This is a genomic window from Novosphingobium sp. (assembly GCF_040398825.1).
Classification (GTDB): domain Bacteria; phylum Pseudomonadota; class Alphaproteobacteria; order Sphingomonadales; family Sphingomonadaceae; genus Novosphingobium.
Genome location: NZ_JBBATI010000002.1, coordinates 73,031 through 96,232, shown reverse-complemented (window position 1 = coordinate 96,232; position 23,202 = coordinate 73,031). Strand labels below are relative to the sequence as shown.

Here is a 23,202-nt window from a genome sequence, read left to right as displayed (position 1 = left end):
CACCATCATCCTTCGTGAACGGTTTTGGTAACCAGGCAGGCGTGCAGGCCTTCGGGGCCGTCTTCGGCGCCATGGCCCGACCATTTGACCCCGCCGAACGGCGCATCGGCACCGGCGATCATCACGGTGTTGAGCCCGATCATCCCCGCCTCCAGCTCGGCAGCGAGCCGGCGCTGGCGCCGCGCATCCTCGGTCCAGCCATAGGCGGCCAGGCCATAGGGCAGACGGTTGGCCTCTGCGATCATCGCCGCTTCGTCGGGCAGCGGGTTGATGATGGCGACCGGGCCGAACGGTTCTTCGTTCATGATTGCCGCGCTGGTCGGGACCTCTGCCAACACGGTCGGGGCAAAGAAATAACCCTGGTTGCCGATTCGTGCGCCGCCGGTCAGCAGCTTGGCACCGTGCGCGGTGGCGTCGGCCACCAGCCGCTCCATCGCTTCGGGGCGGCGCGCATTGGCCATCGGCCCCATTTGCGTGGCGGGATCGAGCCCGGGTCCGACACGAAACGCGCCGGCGCGTGCGGCAAACCCACTGGCAAAGCGGTCGAACACGCGTTCTTCGACCAGGAACCGGGTCGGGCTGACGCAGACCTGCCCGGCGTTGCGCAGCTTGTGCGGCACCACGGTGTCGAGCACGCGTTCGATATCGGCATCGCCAAACACCAGCACCGGGCCGTGCCCGCCCAGTTCCATGGTGGTGCGCAGCATGTTGTCGGTGGCCAGCCGGGCGAGATGTTTGCCCACCACGGTCGACCCGGTGAACGACAGCTTGCGGATGACGGGGGAGGCCAGCAAGTGCCGGCTGACTTCGTCGGGCACGCCGAACACCGCCTGCGCGACATCGCCGGGCAGCCCGGCATCGAGCAGTGCCTGCACGATTGCCAGCGCCGACGCAGGGGTTTCCTCGGCCGATTTCAGGATGACCGAACACCCGGCGGCAATCGGTGCGCCCAGCTTGCGCCCGGGATTGCCGATCGGGAAATTCCATGGCGCAAACGCGGCGACCGGCCCGACCGGGGCATGTGTTACGGTGGCGCGCTGGCCGGCCGGGCGCACCAGCGTGCGGCCATAGATGCGCTGGCATTCGCCGGCGTAAAACCGGAACAGATTGACCACCATCATCACTTCGATCCGCGTTTCCGCCAGGGTCTTGCCCTGTTCGAGCGTGGCGTTGCGGGCGATTGATTCCTGCCGTTCAATCAGCAGCCGCGCCGCGCCTTCGAGCACATTGGCACGTTCGGCCGCGGTTGATGTGCGCCAGCGGGCAAAACCGTGCGCCGCGGCATCCAGCGCGCGATCAAGATCGGCGGGGTCGGCCAGCGGCAACTGCCCGATCACTTCGCCAGTGGCCGGGTTGATGACGGCATGGGTGCGACGGCCGCCGCCGGTCACGTGTTCGCCGGCAATGATCATCGACAGCGCGGGGTAATCGGTCATGATGGGGTATGCTCCACAGCTTCATGGCGTGCGACTTCGTCAAGCCGTTCGATTTCTTCACGATAGGGGCGGATGGCCAGCACCATCAGCAGCGTCGCCGCCGGCAGCAGGGTGCCGGCGCAGATCACCAGCGTCAGCCACAGCCGGTGCGGATCACCCACCACGTGGTCCTGCACCAGCCCGACCACAAAGCTGCCCATGGCGCCAAAAAAGGTGAACATGAACAGATAGATCGCGGTGACCTGCGCGCGCATCGCAGGCGGTATCACGCGTTGCACGGCAGCATTTTGCGGCACCGCACCGGCCAGCCCGAACGCCACGCCCACCCCCATCAGCGCCAGCGACCATTGTGCGGTGGGCATCATGGGTGACAGCACGGCGGCGACAGTGGTGCCGGCAAAGCAGATCGCCGCGGCGCGCACATTGGCATCGGCATAGCGACGCGCCAGCGCCTCTACCAGCACGGTGCCCAGCGCCAGCCCGGTCACCGATCCGACCAGCACGGCCAGGCCCATCGCCGCGCCGATCTGCCCTTCGTTCCAGCCATAGGTACGGATCAAAAAGGGCGTGCGCCAGAATTGCAGGCCGAACACATCGAGCGCCGACAGCGCCAGCGCGCCGAACAGCGGCACAAACAACCGGGGGCGCTGGCCCAGCGCGACAAACGCCTGCCAACCGAGCACCGCCGCCAGCCCGTCATGCACCCCGCCACGTTGCAGCACGGCGGCGCGGGGCGGTTCGCGCACGGTCAGGAACAACAACCCCACGCACAGCGATGCGGCGCCGCCAACCATCAGGATCCATTGCCAGCCAAACAGGTGCAGCGGGCCCAGGTGCGTGCTCCAGCCGCGGCTGGCCATCACCAGATGCCCGCCGATCAACGGCCCCAGCGTGGTGCCGCCGATAAACCCGAATTGCAGCAGCGCAAACGCGCGGGTCAGCCGGCGTGGCGGGAACGCATCGGCCAGCAGCGAATAGCTGGCCGGGGCATGCGCCGATCCGCTGGCGGCCAGAAACACCCGCGTGGCGACAAACTGTCCCAGATTCTGCGCAATCCCGCCCGCCGCGATCACCGTGCCGATCGCCAGCGACCCCGCCACCAGCACCAGTTTGCGCGGGAAAATATCCGCCAGCCGCGCCAGCGGAATGCCGACAAAGAAAAACGCGATCACCCCGGCCGGCCCGGCCAGAAAGCCCAGTTGCGAATCCGACAGGCCAAAATCGTGCTTGATCCGCTCTGCCAGCATGCCGAACGTGACTTGATCAAAAAAGATCACGAATGTGCCCAGCACGATCACCGCCAGCGCCCAATGCCGCGCCGCTACCGACGGGTAACGGTGCGTCCCGGTTGCCGCATCGGGTTCACCCGCGATCCCGGGTTGTACTGCGCCTGCCATGGCCAAGACCTCTTCCCGCAAATGCGGCCGGCGGTCGCGAACCTGCTCGCGCCATCGTACCATTTGATATCGTATGTCTTGCACACAATCGCCGCATGGTGAATAGTCGGCGCAGAAAAAACAACATTCACCACGCATGCAGCGTGACGATCATCGTCATGGGCGCAGCACGGGAGCGGGATATGCAGGATCTGATTGGAAAAACCGCGTTTATCACGGGCGGCGCCAGCGGTATCGGGCTGGGCATTGCCAAGGCGGTGCTGGGCGCGGGGATGAACGTGGTGATCGCCGACATCCGCGATGATCATCTGGAATCCGCGCGTGCCGAACTGGGCGATGATGCGCGCGTGTTGCCAGTGAAGCTGGACGTGACCGACCGTGCCGATTTTGCCCGCGCCGCCGATGCGGCAGAGGCACGGTTTGGCAAGATTCACTTGCTGGTAAACAATGCCGGGGTCGCGGTGATCGGGCCGACCGAGCTTGCCACCCATGCCGATTGGGACTGGGTCATGGGGGTCAACCTGGGCGGCACGATCAACGGCGTGGTGGAAGTGCTGCCGCGCATCCTGGCGCATGGTGAGGGCGGCCATATCGTCAACACCGCATCGATGTCGGCGCTGGTGCCGGTGGCCGCCACCACCATCTATTCAACGACAAAGGCGGCGGTGGTCGGCATGATCGAATGCATGCGGCCGGAACTGGAATCGCGCGGAGTGATCTGTTCGGCATTCTGCCCCGGCGCGGTGCAATCCAACATTGCCGAGGCGGGCAAGACCCGCCCCGCTACCCTTTCACAAACCGGCTATGCCGAGGCCGACAAGCGCCGCCAGGCCGGGGGCAATTTTTTCCACCTGTACCAGACCAAGGAGGAGGTGGGCGCGCGCGTACTGCAGGGCATTCTCAACGACGAGCTCTATATCCTTACCCACAGCGAATTCCTGACCGGGGTGCGTGAACGCGGTGAGGCGACGACGGCCGCAGTGCAGACGCAATTGCCCGAAAACGCGGAATACAAAGCGACGTTTGACCGGCTGTTCCGCAACCCCGCCATCACCGATGAAATCGCGCGGCAGACCGCGTTGCGCGCCGCGCAGACCAAGGGAGCATAACCCATGAAAAACTTTGCCGGGCGCACTGCCTTTGTCACCGGCGGCGCCAATGGCGTCGGCATCGGGCTGGTCCGCCAGCTGCTGAACCAGGGGTGCAAGGTCGCGATTGCCGATATTCGCCGCGATTCGATCGACCAGGCGCTGAAAACGCTCGACAACCGCGAAGTGATGGGGGTGGAGCTTGATGTGTCGAGCCGCGATGCCTTTCGCGCCGCCGCTGATGAGGTGGAGGCCGCGTTCGGGCCGGTGTCGATCCTGTGCAACAACGCCGGGGTCAACCTGTTCCAGCCGATCGAGGAAAGCAGCTATGACGATTGGGACTGGCTGCTGGGGGTCAATCTGCATGGCGTGATCAACGGCGTGATGACGTTTGTCCCGCGCATGGTCGAACGCGTGAAGGCTGGCACGCAAGAGGGCGGCCATGTCGTCAACACCGCGTCGATGGCGGCGTTCATCGCCGCTGGTACGCCCGGGATTTACAACACCACCAAATTTGCCGTGCGCGGGTTATCGGAATCGCTGCATTATTCGCTGCTGCAATATGGCATTGGCGTGTCGGTGCTGTGCCCGGGCCTGGTCAAAAGCTATATCTATGCCAGCGATGACATCCGCCCCGACGCGCTGATGGCCGGGGCGCGCCCGGTCAACCACGCTGCGGTCGAGCGGCTGGCGGGGGTGCACGAATTCGGCATGGAGCCCGATGTGATCGGCGCCCGGGTGATCGAGGCGATGCGCGCCAATCGGCTGCACATCTTTTCGCACCCCGACCACAAGGAAGAACTGCGCGGGCTGTTCGACGACATCATCGCCGAATATCAGGATTATCCCAAAGACCCCGGTTATGACCAGCGCGTCGCATTCGAAGCGTTCCGCGAAAAAAGCTTTGCCGAGGCGCGCGCGCGTTCGGCCGCGGCCGATTTCTGAAGGGACACGCCGTGGCCACCACCCCCAGCACGGCACCGGCGCAAGTGCCGGCGATCATCACCTATCTGCTGCCCACCAGCCGCATCAACCGCCGGTTCTGGGCGCCGGGTGAGGAATACAATACCGGGGTCTATGCGTCCTATGACGTGGTGATCCGCAACGCACGGCTGGCCGGGCCGTTTCGGGCCGATGTCCACGGGTTTTGCCTTAGCCAGCACCACACCGCCGTGACCGACTGGGATGCCAATTACGGTCCCGACAGCGATTATGCGGCCGAAGTTGTCGAAAAAGTGCTGGAACTGACCGGCGCCGACCTGGTCGTGCCGATGGGCGGCATGGTGCGCACATCGGGGTTGACCAATGCCACGATGCAGCCCCCGGCGGCCGAGGCGCATGTCGATTTCACCACGCGTTCGGCGGCAATGGTGGCCGAACGCATGTACCGCAAGGTGCGGCCGCACGGCGCAGGCTATGACCGGTTCATCTGCTTTTCGCTATGGCGCGTGCTGACCCCGCCGCCGCAGGATATGCCGCTGGCCCTGTGCGAAGCCGGCAGCGTGCGCGATGACGAAGGCACCGCCAACACCAAGGTCGATGTCGATGTCATTCCCACCGGCGATGCGCTGTTTGCAGCCATCGCCGGCGAAGAGGACATGGTCGCAGCCACCATCTTTCACCATTCGCCCGATCACCGCTGGTGGTATTTCCCCGACATGATGCCCGATGAGGTGATTTTCATCACCTTTCACGATTCCGACCACAGCAAGGGCTGGCGCGCGCCGCACACCGCGTTTCGCGATACCAGCCGGCCCGACGCGGTCGAACGCCGCAGCATGGAATTTCGCGGGGTGGCTTTTTTCACGAAGGATGCCGCGGCATGACCTTTTCAACGATCGACAATCCCCGCCTGGAATTCGTGTTCGAATGCCGGTTGATGTTCACCCGCGTGTTCACGATCCCCGATGTTCACAACGGCGGATTCCGATCGGCGGTGCTGGTGGATGAGGGCCATTTCGAGGGGCCGAATTTTCGCGGCCGCGCGGTGCCCAATTCGGGCGGGGATTACGCCCATTTCCGCGCCGATGACACCGCGGTGTTCGACGCGCGGTACTTGCTCGAAGTCGATGACGGCACCATCATCTATATGCAGAACCGCGGTTTCCTGTGGGGCCGCGCGCCCGATGCCATGGCGCGGCTGCGCGCCTGGGCGTTCGAAGGCGGGCCGCCGGTGGCGCACGAAGACTATTACCTGCGCGCCCAACCGACGTTTGAAACGCCGAAGGGCCGGCACGACTGGATGACGCGCCACGTGTTCGTCGGCGTGGGCGAGCGCAAGCCGGATGGGAACCTGGTGCGGTATTACGCGCTGACCTGAATTGCCGGATGCGGTTCACCCACCAGAATCTGTAACGATCAGCCCGCCGCCGCGCGCAACATCGTGGCGTTCGCCTCAATCATCGCGCGCACACTGCGGGGGGGGCGGCCCAGCAATTGCGCCACGTGATCGCTTTGCACCGCCAGAAATCCTTCGCGGATGGCCTGCCCGAAAGTGACCATGTCGTCGCTGTTCCACGGGATGCCGGCGACCGACTGGTCATCGACCGGGCGGCGCGGGATGCCCATGGCGTCGAACAGCGCATATTGGGCCTCATCATCGACCGCAACATAGGCCAGCGGCACGCCGGTGACCGCGGCCATCAGCGCGTTGACCTCGGCAAAGGTCTGCAGATCCGGGCCGGTCACGTCATAAGTCTTGCCCACATGCGCCGCGCCGGTCAGCACGGCGACGGCGCACAGCGCGCAATCCTCGCGCCAGACCATCGCTTCGCGGCCGTGGCCGGCGTTGCTGATCCACTGGCGGCTGGCCATCACCCCGGGGCCGGCCATCACGATCATGGAATCTGCATAGTGCGCATCGCGCAGCATGGTCCAGCCCAGGCCGCTGGCCTTGATCAGGCGTTCGGTTTCGATATGGTCGTGGCGCACTTCGGCGGGATTGGCGGGATCGTCGATGCCGATGAAGCTGGTATAGACAATGTGCGAAACGCCCGCCGCCACCGCCGCATCGATCGCCGCGCCATGCTGCGCCACGCGCGCGCCGACGCGGGTGCCCGATATCAGCAACAGCCGTTCGGCCCCGGCCAATGCAGGTGCCAGCGTTTCGGGCAGGTCATAATCGCCCTGGCGCACGGTGCAGCCCAGCGCGGCATAGTCGGCCAGCCGTTCAGGCCGGCGCGTCATCAGAATCAGGTCGCGCGCACGTCCCTGGGCGATCAGCTGGTCGATCACGATCCGGCCATAGTGGCCCGATGCGCCGGTAATGGCGATGCGGGTCATGCGCTTGCGCCTGCCCACCAGCCATGCACTTGCGGGCGCTGGCGATGCGGCATGGTGACCTTTGCGACCGGTCCGGCGGCCAGATTGCCGGCATCGACGATCCAGCATTCGTGCACGAATGCATCCGGGCCGGTCTGGTGGTCGACCATCATCACCAGCCAGCCCTGATGCCCCTCGGTCGTTGACGGCACATGCACCGGTTCGTTGAAACAGCTGCCCATCGGCAGGGCCAGCGCCTGTGGCGGGCCGCCGGTCATGTCGAGCCGCAGCAACAGATCGAACATCGCGCCGACCGGCCCGCCAAACACCGGTGGCCCGCGCCGTTCGGGGTTCATCGTCAGCATCCATGCGTGGTCATAGGCGCGGCCCTGACGGCTGGCGGGGATCACCGGAAAATCACCCGGCGGGCCGATCACGGTTTCGTGGATCGCAGCATCGGCAGCCCTGGGGTCAAAGCTCCAGCGTGCCAGCCGGCCATTGAGGTCGGGCTGGGCAATGTCGATGCCGGATGCTTCGCGGATAAAGGGAAACGCGTTTGAATCCGACAGGCACTGGTCGAAATGGATGACCCCGGCCGCATCTTCAAACGCGTTCATCATGTGATAGCACGACACGCCCTTTGGCCCGCGCAACCAGCGAATTTCGGCCACATCGCCATCGCGCGGCATCACCCCCACCCAGCTGTCGAGGTCCTGATGATGGACCCAGTGGTCGCCGCCCGCCTGCAACCGTGCCAGATCGGCCGTGGTCGGATAGATCGGAAACAGCACGTAATGTTCGGTGATCGCAAAATCGTGCATCATCGCGCAATAGGGCGCATCAAACCATTGTTCGCGCACCAGATTGCCTGCGGCATCGATCACCAGCCAGGCAATCGTCGTGCTGGCCAGCCCCGACGCTTCATAGCCAAAGGCAAACATTTCGCCGGTGACGGGATCGATGCGGACATGCGCGGTAAAGGTTTCGGACCGCAGCGCGCCGCCGAAATCATATTGCCCCAGCGTTTCCAGTGTGGCCGGATCAACGCGATAGGGCCGCCCATCCTCTTTGGTGAGCAACAATTTGCCAGCGTGCCACACCGGGGTGGTGTTGGCGACAGTGCGGTCCACGCCGGCAGCTTCCGCCCGATCGGTATAGGGATTGCGGTATTTGCCGAACAGCGCATGCCCGGCGGCGGTTTCGGCCTGGTGGCGCGCGGTGCCGACATAGCGGATCGCGGTCGACACGTTGTCCTGGCCAAAGCGGATCGCCGACACCATGCCATCGGCCGACAGGATCGCGCCGGCGTCGCTGACAAACGGGGGGAAGGCGGGATCGGGCACCGCGCGAAAGAATGTGCCACGCACATCGGCGGGAATGGTGCCCGTCACAGCCAGGTTATCGACAGCATATTCGGCGCGCTGGGGCGTGTTCAGCCCGATATAGTTTGGCTCTGCCGGGAAACCGGCTGTTTCGCTGTCTGCCATGGAACCTCTCCGCGCGGTTGGGCCGCTTTATAACATTTGTTATCATATTCGGAGAAAAGGCCGCGCATTGCAAGCCCGATTGCGCAGGCAATCACCGGCGTGCTGCGTTCAGTGGTCCCACAGCGCCAGGCAGCGCATTTCAATACTGGCGCGCGGGGTGCAACCGGGGGCGGTGTGGCGGTTGTCAAACGCGACATGCGGCACCGCATGACCGGTTAGCGAATCGCTGCTTTGGAACAACAACACTTCATCGCGCGACAGGTCGGGAAACCAATGCCAGCGGTGCGCAGGGTTGGCCGCCAGCACCCAGCTGGCAAAGCGCCATTCATCGCCACCGGGCGGGTCGAATATTGCATCGGCCTCAATCCGGTCGGCAGGATCGACGCTGGTCATGTCGCACAGTGCCAGCGAAACGTCTTGCGGCGCGCCCGAAAACGCGCGCCACACGTTGTAATGCGCCCAGCGTTGCGCCGGGCGCCCTGCCGGAATTGTCCGCGCGGCGAACTGCGCCGCCGTCGCATCGGTCTGGTCGATATGGACAAACCGTGCCGGGTGGGAATTGTCGCGGGTGCCCGCCCGGCCCGAAGCCTCGCTGAACCGCACGATGCCGGGCGCAGTCACCATGACCGCGTCGGCGCCGGTGGCCGCGCGTACCAGTGCCACAATCTCGTCGGCATAGACCGCCGCCACCGCATCGCGATCGGTAAAATCGGCCACGGCGCTGACATGCGGCAGGCAGGCAAACCCTTCGCGATCAAGCCGCGGGTCGGTCCTGCGTCCGTCGATCAGCGGCATCGCGCGCGGATCAAGCGGCACGGCATCGCGGTCGTGCGCATTGGCATAATAATAGGGCCGCGCCCCATTGCGCGCGACATAGGCGATCGTGGCGCTGTCGGTGCTCATGGCGGGTTTTCCTTGTTCGTGTCGGGCGCTGACAGGCATAGGGCCAGTGCCCAAACTGATCCGCCGGATTGCGTTTGTCGAGTGGCCGCAGCATAGCGGCGGCGATGGGGGCATTCGATCGGCGGTCTATGGCCGGCCACGCCAACCGGGGGGAATTCATGGATCAGGTGACCGCAACACTGCTGGCCGAACGCGCGATCGAACGGCTGATTGTCGATTATGCCGCATACAACGACGCTGGCGACTGGGATGCGGTGGCGGCGCTCTATCTGCCCGACGGGCGGATGAGCCGGCCCACCGCGCCCGACGTGTTCATCACCGGGCGTGATGAAATCCTGGCCGCGTTCCGCGCCCGGCCGCGCCGCGTGACGCGGCATATCGTCGCCAACATCCGCGTGACGGTCAGCGGCGATACCGCCAGCGCCACCAGCCAGATCCTGTTGTTCACCGCGCCCGGCGCACCACCGCTGGTGGGCAGCTATCACGACCGCCTGGCACTGACCGAAAACGGTTGGCGCTTTGCCGAACGTGCAGGTCACCTGGATTTTCCGCCCGCCTGAGCGACACCGGTCAGCCCGGCAGCATGACCAGCACCGCGGCGAACAGCGCATAGAACAGCGCCATCGCCGCCAGCAACCAGCGCGAAATCACCCCGCGCCGGAACGCGATCAGCATTGTCGCCACGGCAATCGCGGTCACCGCGCCCGCCGCAATCAGCGACCGGTCAAGCAGCCACGGGGTATAGAACAGCCCGAACGCGGTCGGCACGGTCGCCTGGATCATCATCGCGCCGCTGATATTGGCAAGCGCCAGCCGGTGTTTGCCCTGGCGCACCCAGATCACCGCATTCATGGTTTCGGGCAGTTCGGTCGCGATCGGGCTGAGCAGCAGCGCCAGCAGTTGCGGCCGTATCCCCAGCGCCGGGCCCAGCGCATCCAGCTGCCCCACAAACAGCCGCGATGCGGCAAAGATGACCACCAGCGCCAACCCGGTCTGCACGGCGCTGAGCGCCAGCGGTGGTGGCCCCGGCCGCCGCCGGGCGATGATCAGCGGTTCCAGTTCGTCCTGCACCTCAAGGCTGTCGTCGCGGCGCATTTCCTGCCAGAAATAGGCGGCATAGGCGGCCAGAAACGCGATGCCCAACCACGGTTTGAACGCAAACGCCACCAGCCCGACCAGCATTTTCACCACAAAGATGCACAGAAACCAGGTCTGGTCCCGGCTGAGTCGCTGAAATTCTGCGCGCACCGCGGCGGTGCGTTGCAGGTGTCGCCGGCTGAGGATCAGGGTCGCGCCAACGGTGGAATAGGCAATCGTTGACAGCACCAGCGGGCCGCCCAGCGCGGCGCCGACCCCCAGTTCGCGCGTGGCATCGCTTTTGCCAAAAGCCACCGCGACAAAGGTGATCGCAGATTCGGGCAGGGCGGTGCCAAACGCGGCGAGCACGGTTGCGGTGGCGGTGCTGCCGATCGCCAGCCGGCGCCCCAGCCATTCCACCCCGTTGACAAAAAATTCGCAGGCAAAATAGATGGTTGCGGCCGATCCCAGCAGCAGCACGACAGGCACAATCAGCGGGTTCATCGGCAATCCAGGGGCCGGGGCGGCGCGCCCGGTCGGCCCGGCGTCTATACCCGATGCGAACGCGCAGACCAGCGAACACTTGGCTGCGGCACGCCAGACCGCGCGGCGAAGCGCGCTGATTTTATGGGTTGTGCCGCTGGGGCAGGCGCCTACTATCTCGCATCATGAGAACCGGAACCCCATTGCTGAGTTCACTGTCGCGCGCGCTGGCCATGCTGGAGGCGATCATTGCCGATGGGGCGACCCGCAGCGTCGCCGCCATCGCCCGCGATCTGGATGTGCCGGTGGCCACCGCGCACCGCCAGGTGGCTTCGCTGGTCGCCGACGGATATCTGGCGCGGCAGGGGCGCGGCTTTCACGTGGCCGGTCCGCGCCTGCTGCGGCTGCTGCGCCAGCTGGATGAAAAGCAGGTCATTGCCAATTGCGCGGCCCCGGTGTTGCACCGGTTGGCGGGCGATCTGCGCTGCGTGGTACAGCTTGGCACGCTGGAAGGCGACATGGTGACCTATCGCATCAAGACGGGTGAGGGCGCGGGCGATCTGTTCACCCGGGTCGGCCTGCAGTTGGAGGCCTATTGTTCGGGCATCGGCAAAGTGCTGCTGGCCTGGCTACCCGATCCCGACCGTGAGGCGTACCTTGCAACCGGACCATTTCCGGCGCTGACATCCCGGACGATTACCGAACCGGGGGCGCTGCGCCGCGAACTGGCGCGGGTGCGCGAACAGGGCCATGCATTGGACGATGGCGAAATTGCCGAAGGCCTGCAATGCCTGGCCGTGCCGGTGCGCAGCCCGGACGGGCGGGTGCTGGCAGCCATTTCCGCCTCACGCGGGGCGGCACAGAGCACTGCTCTGCCACCGGATGCGATCCTGGCCGACATCCGGCTGGCGGCTGCGGAGATTGAGGACATTTTGGGCGCATTGCTGGTGGCCTGACGTTTCGCGCCTTGTCAGCCGTACCAGTTTACTTTAAGCCTAAAACAAATCGTGACAGTGGGTGTCGGGCGCGCTTGCGTTGGCCGAAATCGGCTGGTTGACCGCTCTGCCGGTGTCTTTCGGGCCATTGTGTCGTTGTGACCCCTGGTTCGCTTGACACCGAGATATTTTAAGCTTGAAACTTTGTCCCGGCCATTCCGCCGGAACCAGCAAGGGATGTGGATGCGATGAGGATTGCCAGTGTCGGCGGTGGTCCCGCGGGGCTCTATTTCGCCATATCGATGAAACTGCGCATGCCCGATGCGCAGATCGAGATATTTGAGCGCAACAAGCCGGGCGACACGTTTGGTTGGGGCGTGGTGTTTTCCGACCAGACCATGGCCAACCTGCGCGCCAACGATCCGGCCAGCGCCGTCACGATGGAGGCCGAGCTGGCGCATTGGGACGATATCGACGTTCACGTCAACGGCACGAAAGTCACCTCCACCGGGCATGGTTTCATCGGCATCGGCCGCAAACGCCTGCTGAATATCCTGCAGGACCGCTGCGCCGAACTGGGCGTGATCCAGCATTTCGAAGTGGAGGTTGATCCGACGCTGGAGGCTTACAAGGATTTCGATCTGGTCATCGCCAGCGACGGCCTGAACAGCCGCATCCGGGCCATGCGCGAAGCAACCTTCAAGGTCGATATCGACATGCGCCCCAACAAGTTCGTGTGGCTGGGCACGCACCAGCTGTTCGATGCGTTCAAGTTCATTTTCGTCGAAACCGAGCACGGCTGGGTCTGGGCCCATGCCTATCGGTTTGACAGCAATACCTCTACCTTCATCGTCGAATGCCAGCCCGATACCTTTGCGGCCTGGGGCTTTGGCGAGATGAGCCAGGAGGAAACCTGCCGGGTGTGTGAGGCGATCTTTGCCGACCATCTTGGCGGTCATCCCTTGATGACCAATTCCGGGCATGTGCGCGGTTCGGCCTGGATCAATTTTCCGCGGGTGCTGTGCCACCAATGGTACGATGGCAACCTGATCCTGCTGGGCGATGCGGCGCATACCGCGCACTATTCGATCGGTTCGGGGACCAAGCTGGCGTTTGAGGACGCGATCAAGCTGGCGCAAGTGCTGGCCGACAGCGATCTTCCGCTCGCCGATGGTCTGCGCCAGTACCAGGACGAACGCCATGTCGAGGTGCTGAAACTGCAAAGCGCGGCCAAAAATTCGATGGGCTGGTTTGAGGAAGTGGATCGCTATCTGCACTTCGATCCGTTGCAGTTCACTTATGCCCTGCTGACCCGCAGCCAGCGCGTCAGCCACGAAAACCTGCGCCTGCGTGATCCGGCGTGGCTGGCGCAGCTGGAAAAGGCGTTTGCCGAAAAGGCCTGCGGTCATGCGCTGGAAAAACCGGTGCCGCCGATTTTCACGCCATTCCGGCTGCGCGGCATGGAACTGGCCAACCGCGTGACCGTTTCGCCGATGGCGATGTACAGCGCGGGCGATGGCGTGCCCAACGATTTCCACCTGGTGCATTACGGTGCGCGCGCATTGGGCGGGGCAGGGCTGGTGTTCACCGAAATGACCTGCGTTTCGCCCGAAGGCCGCATCACGCCGGGCTGCACCGGTCTGTACAGTGATGAGGCAGAGGCCGCATGGCAGCGCATCGTCAGCTTTGTCCACACCAGCAGCGCGTCAAAAATCGCGCTGCAACTGGGCCACAGCGGCGCCAAGGGATCGACCCGGCTGGGCTGGGACGCGATCGATGCCCCGCTGGAACAGGGCAACTGGCCGCTGATCGCCGCGTCGGCTGTGCCCTGGTCAACCGCCAACCAGGCCCCGCGCGAAATGACGCGGGGCGACATGGATCTGGTGCGCGACCAGTTCGTGGCCGCCACGGTGCGCGCCGCGCGCGCCGGTTTCGACATGGTCGAATTTCACGCCGCGCATGGCTATCTGCTGTCGAGCTTCATCACCCCGGTGCTTAACCGGCGGACCGATGAATACGGCGGCAGCCTGGAAAACCGTCTGCGCTATCCGCTGGAAGTGTTCCGTGCGATGCGCGCGGTGTGGCCGGCTGAACGGCCGATGTCAGTGCGCATTTCGGCAACCGACTGGATTGGCGAAGGCGGCATGACCGCGCGTGACGCGGTTGAAGTGGCGCGTGCATTCCGCGATGCCGGCGCCGACCTGATCGACGTATCCACTGGCCAGACCACGCGCGAGGCGCGGCCGGTCTATGGCCGGATGTACCAGACCCCGTTTGCCGACCTGATCCGCAACGAACTGGACGTGCCGGTGATGGCGGTGGGCAACATTTTTGAGGTGGATCATGTCAATTCCATCCTCGCATCGGGCCGCGCGGATTTGTGCGCGCTGGGCCGGCCGCACCTGATCGACCCGGCCTGGACGCTGCGCGCCGCGGCAGAGCTGGGCAGTGATGCGGCACCCGTGCCGCTGCCCTATCGCAACGGCTTTGATCAGCTATCGCGCAATCTGGCGCGCGCGCATGGCCAGGCGGTGTTGCCCGTATGACCGATCTGTCGGGGCATCATGCGGTCATCACCGGCGGCGGCACCGGCATCGGCGCGGCCATCGCCCGCACGCTGCACGGCGCCGGTGCGCGGGTGACGCTGATGGGGCGGCGGCGCGAGCCATTGGAACACGTTGCGGCCGGGCTGGCCGGGGCGACAGTGATCTGCGTGGACGTGACCGATGAAGCCTCGGTCGAGGCGGCCATGGCACGGGCGCGCGCGATTGCCCCGGTCACTATCCTGGTCAACAATGCCGGCGGGGCCGAAACGGCGCCACTGGCAAAGACATCGATGGCGCTGTGGCAACAGATGATCGCGGTCAACCTGACCGGCGCGTTTCTGTGCACGCGCGCGGTGCTGGACGAGGTTGCAGCGGCAAACGGCGGCCGGATCATTACCATCGCCAGCACATCGGGCCTGAAGGGCTATGCCTATACCGGCGCCTATGCCGCCGCCAAACATGGCGTGATCGGGCTGACGCGGACGCTGGCGCTGGAACTGGCGAGCACGGGCGCCACCGCCAACGCGATCTGCCCGGGCTTTGCCGATACCGAACTGGTGCAGCGATCAATCGCGGCGGTGACCGCCAAGACCGGTAAATCGGCCGAAGCGGTGCTGGCGCAATTCGTGCGCGACAATCCGCAAAAGCGGCTGATAAGGCCCGAAGAAGTGGCGGCAACGGCCTTGTGGCTGTGTGATCCGCTGTCGGGTTCGGTCAATGGTCAGGCAATCGCGATTGCCGGTGGAGAGGTGATGTGATGGCGGCACCCCATGCCAAACAATCGCTGCGCGTGTGGCTGCGCATGCTGCGCGCAACCACGATCATCGAAAAGCGCATCCGTGGCCATCTGAAGACCGAATTTGACAGCACCCTGCCGCGCTTTGACGTGCTGTCTGCGCTCGATCGCGAGGTTGCGCCGATCACCATGTCGCAATTGACCGATCATCTGCTGGTGTCGAATGGCAATCTGACCGGGCTGGTCAACCGGCTGGTGGACGATGGCCTGATCAGCCGCGAAATCGATCCCGATGACCGCCGCGTGCAGCACGTGATGCTGACCGAACAAGGCCGATCCGCCTTTCGCGAAATGGCGCAGCGGCATGAGGCGCTGGTAGATTCGCTGTTCGCCGCAATGTCTGATGAAGACATGGATACGCTGCTGCGACTGACAAAAACGCTCAACGCCGCCCTGCAACATGGCGCGCGCCCTGTGGAGGATGCATGAACCCCGCCCAATACCAGCCCGCCCATTTTCTGTGGTCGTTTGCCGACGGCGTCGGCACGATCACGCTGAACCGGCCCGAACGCAAAAACCCGCTGACGTTTGAATCCTATGCCGAATTGCGCGATCTGTTTCGCGCGCTGGCCGCAACGCCGGCGGTGCGGGCGATCGTGATCACCGGCGCGGGCGGCAATTTCTGTTCGGGCGGTGACGTTCACGAAATCATCGGGCCGCTGGTGGGCATGGCCATGCCCGAATTGCTGAACTTCACGCGCATGACCGGCGATCTGGTCAAGGCGATCCGCCATTGCCCGCAGCCGGTGATCGCCGCGGTCGATGGGATTTGCGCCGGCGCCGGGGCCATTATCGCGATGGCGTCGGACCTGCGCATTGCCGCGCCGGACGCCAAAGTGGCGTTCCTGTTCAACCGCGTCGGGCTGGCCGGTTGCGACATGGGCGCCTGCGCCATCCTGCCGCGCATCATCGGGCAGGGCCGCGCCAGCGAACTGCTGTTCCTGGGCCGCGCGATGTCCGCCGATGAGGGTGAGCGCTGGGGCTTTTTCAACCGTATCACCGCGCAGGACGGCGTGCTGGCAGAGGCCACCAAAATGGCCGCACAGATCGCCGCCGGGCCGGCCTTTGCCAATGCGATGACCAAGGTCCAGCTCCATGCCGAATGGGACATGGGGGTCGATGCCGCGATCGAGGCAGAGGCGCAGGCGCAGGCGATCTGCATGCAGACGCAGGATTTTGCGCGCGCCTACCACGCGTTCGTGGCGAAACAGAAACCCGTGTTCGAGGGCAATTGACATGGCCGATACCAGTTTCCTCGAATGGCCGTTTCTGGAGGATCACCACCGCACGCTGGCGCGTGAGCTCGACACCTGGGCGGCGCAGCATATTGCGCCGCTGGCGCATGGCGCTGGTCATGGGCAGGGCGATGTCGATGCGACCTGCGGCGTGCTGGTGCGCAAACTGGGCGAAGGTGGCTGGCTGCGCTATTGCGTTCCGGCCAGCCATGGCGGGATGTTTGAAACGCTCGATGTGCGATCGCTGTGCCTGATTCGCGAAACGCTGGCGCGGCATTTCGGGCTCGCGGATTTCGTGTTCGCGATGCAGGGGCTGGGCAGCGGGGTGATTTCGAATTTTGGCAGCGACGCGCAAAAGGCAAAGTATCTGCCCGGCGTGGCCCAGGGCACGCTGGTCGCGGCATTTGCGCTGACCGAACTCGACAGCGGATCGGATGTTGCGGCCACTGCCTCGACCGCGACCGACATGGGTGACCATTATCGCGTTGACGGTGCAAAGACCTATATTTCCAACGGCGGGATCGCTGATTTCTATGTCACGTTCCTGCGCACGGGTGAGGCGCCCGGCGCGCGCGGATTGTCAGCGCTGGTGATCGACGCGGATACCCAGGGGCTGGAGATTGCGGAGCGTATCCATGTCGCCGCACCGCATCCGCTGGCAACGTTGAAATTCAATGGCATGGCAGTGCCAAAACACGCGTTGATCGGCACCGCCGGCGCGGGCTTTGCGCAGGCGATGGCCAACCTCGACATTTTCCGCTCCACGGTCGGCGCTGCGGCACTCGGCTTTGCCCGGCGCGCGCTGGATGAGGCGCTGGCGCGGGTGAAATCGCGCAAGCTGTTCGGATCGACGCTGGCCGATATGCCGATCGCGCAAAGCCAGCTGGCGGAAATGGCACTCGATATCGATGCGGCGGCGCTGCTCGTCTATCGCGCGGCGTGGACCAAGGATGTCCGCAAAGTGCGCGTCAGCCGTGAGGCGGCGATGGCCAAGCTGTTCGCCACCGACCAGGCGCAAGTGGTGATCGACAAGGCCGTGCAGTTGCACGGTGGCCTGGGCGTGGTGACGGGCCAGGTGGTGGAGGAACTGTTGCGCGAAATCCGCCCCTTGCGGATTTACGAAGGCGCCAGCGAAGTGCAAAAGCTGATCATCGCCCGTCAATTGTTGAGCGGCGCAGGAGCCAGCTGATGCCAGCCTATCAACGCGAAGTTCTGGTCCGTTTCGCGCATTGCGACCCGGCCGGAATCGTTTTTTACGCCCGCTATTTCGAAATGATCAACGGCGTGGTCGAAGACTGGTTTGAAGACGCGCTGGAAACCAGCTTTTCCGGACTGCTGTTCCACCGCAACCTGGCCACGCCAACGGTGCATTTCAACGTCGATTTCACCGGCCGTTCGATGATGGGCGACCGGCTGACGTTCGAAACCTCGGTCACGCGCTTTGGCAGCAGTTCGTTCGATTTGTGCCACCAGGTATCGTGCCGCGGTGAACACCGCATGCGCGTGCACCAGACACTGCTGTTCACTGACGCCAATGCCAAGGGATCACAGCCGATCCCGGATGATCTGAAGCGGCGGATGGAACGCTACTACATGCCCGAAAACGCGCCTGCCGTCCTGACCGCGGGCTAGGCAGCGTAGAGAAATTCATGCACTGCTTTAATGTCTAATTTTGGAGGGAAGCGGACTCTCGGCAACGCACTCCTCGTCATTCCTGCGAACGCAGGAATCCAGAGTGGATGGCAAAACCTGTTGATTGTACAAGACGATTTTGTCGCGGAGCCGTGGTACCTGGATTCCTGCGTTCGCAGGAATGACGATTGTAAGGCCGCAATTGGGGCGATAGCAGTCACTCTGCAACGCGTCGGTCGATAGCCAGATTTGTGTAGGCGTCCGCCGACCCCATTAACCCGGCTGGCGAATGCCCCGGGCCTCCAGAATGGGCAGCACGTTGTCGCGGAAATAGGGGAATTCCGCGCCGTAATCGACAAACGACAGCGTGGTGCCGCCCAGGCCCAGTTCGTGCAGCTGGCACAGCCCATCGGCCACTTGTTCGGGCGTGCCGATCAGCGGGATGCCGCCGTGGCCCATGGCGAAGCGGTCGCGGATCAGCGCCAGCAGATCGTGGGGAAAGCTTTGCGCGTGCGCGAATTGCAGGCGGACCAGGTTGTCGACCGCTTCCCAATCGGCATTGTCCTGTGCGAAATGCTTGAGGTAATCCTGTGCTTCCGCTTCGGTCGGCCGGCACACGACATGGCTGAAGGTCAGCACGTCGACATTTCGGCCTTGTGCTGCGGCTTGCGCCTTCAACTCGGCAATTTCTGCGCGCGACCGGTCAAAATCGATGACCGAGGTGAACAGGAAATCGGCATTGCGGGTGGCGAAATCGCGGCCCAGTTCCGATCCTGCGGCATTGAGGATGGGGGGGCGTCCGTTGACCGGCTTGGGTTCGGCCTCGATGCCCTTCAGCTGGAAATGGTCGGTGGTGATGTCGAACGACCCTGATTTCGACCACAGCGTCTGGATGATGTCGAACCATTCCTGCGCATAGGCGTAACGTGTTTCATGGTCGTCGGGCAGGGTCAGGCCCAGCGCCTCATATTCCGGCTTGTTCCAGCCGGCGACAATGTTCAGCCCGGCGCGGCCCTGGCTGATCGCGTCGATCGTGGCGATTTGCTTGGCCACCACCACCGGATGGTTGCACGCGGTGTGGATGGTGGCGATCACCGATATGCGCCTGGTCGATGCCAGCAGCCCGGCCGCCCAGGTCATGGTTTCCAGCACATGGCCATGGAAATTGGTTTCCCCGCCATACCCGATCCAGCGCGCGATCGGCAGCATGAAATCGATGCCGGCATCGTCGAGCATATGCGCAAGCGCAAGGTTGCTGTCCCAGCTGGCGTCCCAGCGTTCGGGGATTTTGGTGACGGACATGCCGCTGGAGCAGTTGGTGGAAAAGGTGCCGAGCTTGAAGTGGTTCGCCCGGCGCATCCGGTTTTCAACAGGTGGCATGCGTCGCTCCCGCGTGAGTGGCTGGTGTGTGTGGCTGGTCCGTCAACAGATTATTTCAAGGTTAAACTATGTCTGCGGCGCGCGGTTGCGCCTGTCAAGCAGATTGCCGACCCGTCGATAGGATTTCAATTGATTTTCGATCTGTGACCTGTCAGCAAGGGTGCAAGGGTAGCGGCGGTGACCGTCTGACCCCGGGGAGTTTTTGCGCGTGACCATCCATGTTGACCTTTTGGGTACCGAGACCCGTTTTATCGATACGGGCAAATATGTGACGCGCTGCATTTCTGCCCCGGGTGAGGGGGAACATGTGTTTCTGCTGCATGGCGGTGGCGGTCATGCCGAAACCTATTCGCGCAACCTGACCCGGCTGGGGCAGGTGTGTCAGCCGCATGCCATCGATTTCATCTGGCACGGCATGTCGTCGCGCCCGGCGTTTTCCAACGGCGCGCCGCGCGCATCCGAAAACTGGCTGACCCAGTTTACCGACCAGCTGATCGACCTGATGGACCATATGGGCATTGAAAAGGCCGTGGTTGAGGGTGAATCGCTGGGCGGGTGGATCGCCTACGACATGGCGATCAACCACCCCGATCGCACGTCAAAAGTCATCCTCAACACCACCTGGGGCATGCACCTGGACCCGGACCATGTGTTTGAGGGTGATTCCGATCTGGATGCGCTGCGCCAGACCTCGGTCAATGCGCTGCTCAATCCCACGCCTGAATTGCTGCGCAAGCGGCTGGAATGGCTGATGCCACTGGGCGGGGTGACCGACGAACTGGTCGACCTGCGCCGCGCGCTGTGGTCGATTCCCGAAACACGCACCGCGCTGATCGAATATTACGAACGCCTGTTCGCGCCCAACATCGCCGAATTTTACTGGCAGGAAGCCGACATCGTCAAAATCGCCTGCCCCACGCTGGTGCTGTGGACCGACAAGAATCCGATCCACGGCGAAGATGCGGCGCACCGGCTGCAAGCGATCATCCCCGGCGCGAAAAAGCACATCATGCGCGGTTGTGCACACTGGCCGCAATGGGAGCGGCCGGAAGAGCACGATGATGTCGTTTCCCGCTTTCTGCTTGGAACTCTCTGACGAATATAAACAACTATAATTCAGAACGTTGCCTGAAAGGAACTGCGAGATGAATGAAGCCACTCCCGTCCGCCGCCGCTCCACCGTGCGCATCAACACCACCAGCGATCAGCGCCTGAACGACAGCAAGACCCAGAGCCAGTATCAGCCCTACAAGGATGCGGCCTGGGGTTTCATCAACCACTGGTACCCCGCGCTGTTCAGCGAAGAGCTGCCCGAAGACAAAGTTGAGGGCATCCAGATTGCCGGGGTGCCGATCGTGCTGCGCCGCGTCGATGGCAAGATCTTTGCGCTGAAAGACCAGTGCCTGCACCGCGGCGTGCGCCTGTCGGCCAAACCGATGTGTTTCAACAAAAGCTCGATCACGTGCTGGTATCACGGTTTCACCTACGATCTGGCGGACGGCAAGCTGTCCACCATCGTCGCCAACCCTGATGATCCGCTGGTCGGCACCACCGGCATTACGTCTTATCCGGTCGAGGAAGTGGCCGGCATGATCTTTGTGTTCGTGCGCGAAGACGATTTTCCGCTCGAAGACGTGCCGCCGCTGTCCAGCGACCTGCCGATCCGCTTTCCAGAAAACAGCGAAAAATTCCCCCATCCGCTGTGGCCGGCCGCACCCAGCCTGATGGACGAGGGCGCGGTGGCGCTGGGCATGCACCGCACCGGGCAGAGCAACTGGCGCATCGCCTGCGAAAACGGTTTCGACAACGCGCATATCCTGGTGCACATGGACAACACCATCGTCCATGCGCTGAATTGGGTGCTGCCGCTGGGTATCCTGCCCGATCATGAAGAGCCGATCACGCTGATCGAGGACGAGGACGGCCCCAAGGGCATGATGCAGTGGCTGTTTACCGACCGGTGGAAACCGGTGCTGGAAAACGAACAGCTCGGGCTGAAAATCGATAACCTCAACGGCCGGTTCTATCGCACCTCGGTGGTGCTGCCCGGTTGCCTGATGGTGGAAAACTGGCCCGAGGAACACATTGTCCAGTACGAATGGTATGTGCCGATCACCGACGACATGTACGAATACTGGGAAGTGATGGTGCGGGTGTGCCCCACCGACAAGGACAAGGCCGCGTTCAAGCACCGCTTTGACCGCGTCTTTCTGCCGCTGTGCCTGCGCGGGTTCAACGATTGCGATCTGTATGCGCGGGAAGCGATGGAGGAATTTTATGCCGATGGCACCGGTTGGGATGCCGAACAGCTGGTGGCGACTGACGTTTCGCCAATCACCTGGCGCAAACTGGCCTCGCGCTGGAATCGCGGCATTGCCAAACCGGGCAAGGGCGTGCCCAACGCCACCAAGACATCGAGCATCCGTCTGCGTCGGCTGGCCGAGGGCAAGGCACCCGGATATTTTGTTGAGAAGATCGAAGACGTGAACAGCTACTGATGGGCGGACCGGTGGTGCACAGGGTAACTCTGGTGTTCAGCGACGGGGTTGAACACGAACTTGCGGTCGATCCCGGCGCCAGCGTGCTCGGCGCCGGGCTGGCGGCCGGGTTGCCCCTGCTCCACCAGTGCCGTTCGGGCAGCTGTTCAACCTGCGTGGCCTCGCTGGTGGAGGGCGAGGTGGGCACATTGCCCGGCTGCGGATCATCGCTGCTGGCGTCGGAGCGGGCGGCGGGCAAGCGCCTGCTGTGCGTGACCGGGGCCAGCAGCGATTGCCGCTTTGCCTTGCCCTATGACAGCAAGGCCGGCGCAAACCCGGTTGTGAAAGGGCATGCGTTTGTCAATGCGGCGACGCAGGTCGCGGCCGATGTGATGCGGCTGGAACTCGAACTGGCGGAGGATTGCTGGTTTACCTTCCGGCCGGGCCAGTTCATCCAGATCACGGTGCCGGGCACCGATCAAACCCGCAGCTATTCGATTGCATCCACGCCGGCCGAACTGCCTAAGATCGAATTGCTGATCCGGCTACTGCCGGGTGGGGTGATGTCGGAATGGCTGCTCGGCCAGGTGGCCGCCGATGCAGTGCTGGAAATTTCAGGGCCTTACGGTGCGTTCTTTCTGCAGGATGGCAATCGGGCGCCGGTGGTGATGATTGCCGGGGGCACCGGTCTTGCGCCGATGATGGCGATGATCGATGTCATCCGCGCGCGGCCAGGACGCAAACCGCCGATCCATCTGAGCTTTGGTTGCCAGACGGCTGAAGGCCTGTTTCATGGCGACGCACTCGACTTGCGCCGCTTGTGGCTGCCCGGGCTTTCGGTCACCACATCGGTCGATCGCGGCCCCACGCCCGATGGCGTGCGCGTGGGCAATCCGGTCGAAGTGATCGGCGCGGACGGCCCGCTCGATCCGGCAACGGTCGCCTATCTGTGCGGCCCGCCCGGCATGATCGATGCCGCGCGCCGGCATTTGCAGGCGCTGGGGCTGGCCGACAGCAACATTCACGCAGAACAGTTTGTGGCAAGCTGACACGGTTTGGGAGATGGGGA

General features: G+C 63.9%; 22 protein-coding genes. 15 read left to right on the top strand and 7 right to left on the bottom strand.

Annotated elements, in window-relative coordinates; translation table 11 throughout:
• Positions 1-5: 5 nt before the first annotated feature.
• Entirely contained in the window at positions 6-1,436 is a 1,431-nt protein-coding gene (locus ABWP89_RS01795; RefSeq protein WP_353226749.1) for an NAD-dependent succinate-semialdehyde dehydrogenase, read from the bottom strand.
• The gene (locus ABWP89_RS01790) at positions 1,433-2,833 is read right to left on the bottom strand and encodes an MFS transporter (protein ID WP_353226748.1); all 1,401 of its coding nucleotides are present in this window, start codon (positions 2,831-2,833) and stop codon (positions 1,433-1,435) included. Before ABWP89_RS01790 ends, ABWP89_RS01795 begins: the two co-directional genes overlap by 4 nt.
• A gap of 182 nt (positions 2,834-3,015) precedes the next feature.
• On the opposite strand from ABWP89_RS01790, the gene ABWP89_RS01785 reads away from it, so the two are divergent.
• From ABWP89_RS01785 to ABWP89_RS01770, 4 genes are read left to right on the top strand one after another with little or no spacing between them, the layout of a single operon-like run.
• Entirely contained in the window at positions 3,016-3,942 is a 927-nt protein-coding gene (locus tag ABWP89_RS01785) for an SDR family NAD(P)-dependent oxidoreductase (protein ID WP_353226747.1), read from the top strand.
• A 3-nt stretch (positions 3,943-3,945) separates the two neighbouring features.
• Complete coding sequence (locus ABWP89_RS01780) at positions 3,946-4,866, top strand: SDR family NAD(P)-dependent oxidoreductase (protein ID WP_353226745.1); 921 nt, start codon at positions 3,946-3,948, stop codon at positions 4,864-4,866.
• Between the two features lie 11 nt (positions 4,867-4,877).
• The gene (locus tag ABWP89_RS01775; RefSeq protein WP_353226743.1) at positions 4,878-5,747 is read left to right on the top strand and encodes a CmcJ/NvfI family oxidoreductase; all 870 of its coding nucleotides are present in this window, start codon (positions 4,878-4,880) and stop codon (positions 5,745-5,747) included.
• Positions 5,744-6,241 (top strand): DUF3237 domain-containing protein, encoded by a 498-nt coding sequence (locus ABWP89_RS01770; RefSeq protein WP_353226742.1) that lies wholly within the window; start codon positions 5,744-5,746, stop codon positions 6,239-6,241. Before ABWP89_RS01775 ends, ABWP89_RS01770 begins: the two co-directional genes overlap by 4 nt.
• A gap of 38 nt (positions 6,242-6,279) precedes the next feature.
• On the opposite strand, the gene ABWP89_RS01765 is transcribed toward ABWP89_RS01770, so the two are convergent.
• The 3 genes from ABWP89_RS01765 to ABWP89_RS01755 all read right to left on the bottom strand — a co-directional run bounded on the left by ABWP89_RS01765 (position 6,280) and on the right by ABWP89_RS01755 (position 9,572).
• Positions 6,280-7,203 (bottom strand): NAD(P)H-binding protein, encoded by a 924-nt coding sequence (locus ABWP89_RS01765; RefSeq protein ID WP_353226741.1) that lies wholly within the window; start codon positions 7,201-7,203, stop codon positions 6,280-6,282.
• Positions 7,200-8,669: a lignostilbene-alpha,beta-dioxygenase NOV2 gene (gene nov2 / locus ABWP89_RS01760; protein WP_353226740.1), complete on the bottom strand. Its 1,470-nt coding sequence runs from the start codon at positions 8,667-8,669 to the stop codon at positions 7,200-7,202. Before nov2 ends, ABWP89_RS01765 begins: the two co-directional genes overlap by 4 nt.
• Positions 8,670-8,777: 108 nt before the next feature.
• The gene (locus ABWP89_RS01755) at positions 8,778-9,572 is read right to left on the bottom strand and encodes a CmcJ/NvfI family oxidoreductase (protein WP_353226739.1); all 795 of its coding nucleotides are present in this window, start codon (positions 9,570-9,572) and stop codon (positions 8,778-8,780) included.
• 158 nt (positions 9,573-9,730) lie between these two features.
• On the opposite strand from ABWP89_RS01755, the gene ABWP89_RS01750 reads away from it, so the two are divergent.
• Positions 9,731-10,132 (top strand): nuclear transport factor 2 family protein, encoded by a 402-nt coding sequence (locus tag ABWP89_RS01750; RefSeq protein ID WP_353226737.1) that lies wholly within the window; start codon positions 9,731-9,733, stop codon positions 10,130-10,132.
• 10 nt (positions 10,133-10,142) lie between these two features.
• On the opposite strand, the gene ABWP89_RS01745 is transcribed toward ABWP89_RS01750, so the two are convergent.
• Positions 10,143-11,153 carry a sodium:calcium antiporter gene (locus tag ABWP89_RS01745; protein WP_353226736.1) on the bottom strand — a complete coding sequence of 337 codons (1,011 nt, stop codon included), beginning with the start codon at positions 11,151-11,153 and terminating at the stop codon, positions 10,143-10,145.
• A 182-nt stretch (positions 11,154-11,335) separates the two neighbouring features.
• Between ABWP89_RS01745 and ABWP89_RS01740 the strand changes: the two genes are divergently transcribed.
• The 7 genes from ABWP89_RS01740 to ABWP89_RS01710 all read left to right on the top strand — a co-directional run bounded on the left by ABWP89_RS01740 (position 11,336) and on the right by ABWP89_RS01710 (position 18,276).
• Positions 11,336-12,088 carry an IclR family transcriptional regulator gene (locus ABWP89_RS01740; protein WP_353226734.1) on the top strand — a complete coding sequence of 251 codons (753 nt, stop codon included), beginning with the start codon at positions 11,336-11,338 and terminating at the stop codon, positions 12,086-12,088.
• 227 nt (positions 12,089-12,315) lie between these two features.
• On the top strand, positions 12,316-14,613 hold the full coding sequence (locus ABWP89_RS01735) for a bifunctional salicylyl-CoA 5-hydroxylase/oxidoreductase (protein ID WP_353226733.1): 2,298 nt from the start codon (positions 12,316-12,318) through the stop codon (positions 14,611-14,613).
• On the top strand, positions 14,610-15,371 hold the full coding sequence (locus ABWP89_RS01730) for an SDR family NAD(P)-dependent oxidoreductase (RefSeq protein ID WP_353226731.1): 762 nt from the start codon (positions 14,610-14,612) through the stop codon (positions 15,369-15,371). Before ABWP89_RS01735 ends, ABWP89_RS01730 begins: the two co-directional genes overlap by 4 nt.
• Entirely contained in the window at positions 15,371-15,838 is a 468-nt protein-coding gene (locus ABWP89_RS01725) for a MarR family winged helix-turn-helix transcriptional regulator (protein WP_353226730.1), read from the top strand. The genes ABWP89_RS01730 and ABWP89_RS01725 overlap by 1 nt, the downstream gene beginning before the upstream one ends.
• Positions 15,835-16,644 (top strand): enoyl-CoA hydratase family protein, encoded by an 810-nt coding sequence (locus tag ABWP89_RS01720; protein WP_353226728.1) that lies wholly within the window; start codon positions 15,835-15,837, stop codon positions 16,642-16,644. The genes ABWP89_RS01725 and ABWP89_RS01720 overlap by 4 nt, the downstream gene beginning before the upstream one ends.
• A 1-nt stretch (position 16,645) precedes the next feature.
• Entirely contained in the window at positions 16,646-17,833 is a 1,188-nt protein-coding gene (locus ABWP89_RS01715; protein ID WP_353226726.1) for an acyl-CoA dehydrogenase family protein, read from the top strand.
• Positions 17,833-18,276, top strand: a complete 444-nt coding sequence (locus tag ABWP89_RS01710) for an acyl-CoA thioesterase (protein ID WP_353226725.1) — start codon at positions 17,833-17,835, stop codon at positions 18,274-18,276. Before ABWP89_RS01715 ends, ABWP89_RS01710 begins: the two co-directional genes overlap by 1 nt.
• Before the next feature lie 273 nt (positions 18,277-18,549).
• Here the strand turns inward: ABWP89_RS01710 and ABWP89_RS01705 are convergent, their stop codons facing one another.
• The gene (locus ABWP89_RS01705) at positions 18,550-19,656 is read right to left on the bottom strand and encodes an LLM class flavin-dependent oxidoreductase (protein WP_353226723.1); all 1,107 of its coding nucleotides are present in this window, start codon (positions 19,654-19,656) and stop codon (positions 18,550-18,552) included.
• Between the two features lie 208 nt (positions 19,657-19,864).
• On the opposite strand from ABWP89_RS01705, the gene ABWP89_RS01700 reads away from it, so the two are divergent.
• Genes ABWP89_RS01700 through ABWP89_RS01690 form a run of 3 tightly spaced genes read left to right on the top strand, consistent with a single transcriptional unit; the run spans position 19,865 to position 23,182 of the window.
• A complete protein-coding gene (locus tag ABWP89_RS01700; RefSeq protein WP_353226722.1) occupies positions 19,865-20,752 on the top strand; it encodes an alpha/beta fold hydrolase in 888 nt (295 codons plus the stop codon).
• A gap of 49 nt (positions 20,753-20,801) precedes the next feature.
• Positions 20,802-22,154, top strand: coding sequence for an aromatic ring-hydroxylating dioxygenase subunit alpha (locus tag ABWP89_RS01695; RefSeq protein ID WP_353226721.1), 1,353 nt, complete (start codon positions 20,802-20,804; stop codon positions 22,152-22,154).
• Between the two features lie 14 nt (positions 22,155-22,168).
• Positions 22,169-23,182, top strand: a complete 1,014-nt coding sequence (locus ABWP89_RS01690) for an FAD-binding oxidoreductase (RefSeq protein WP_353226720.1) — start codon at positions 22,169-22,171, stop codon at positions 23,180-23,182.
• The last annotated feature ends 20 nt before the right edge of the window (positions 23,183-23,202 follow it).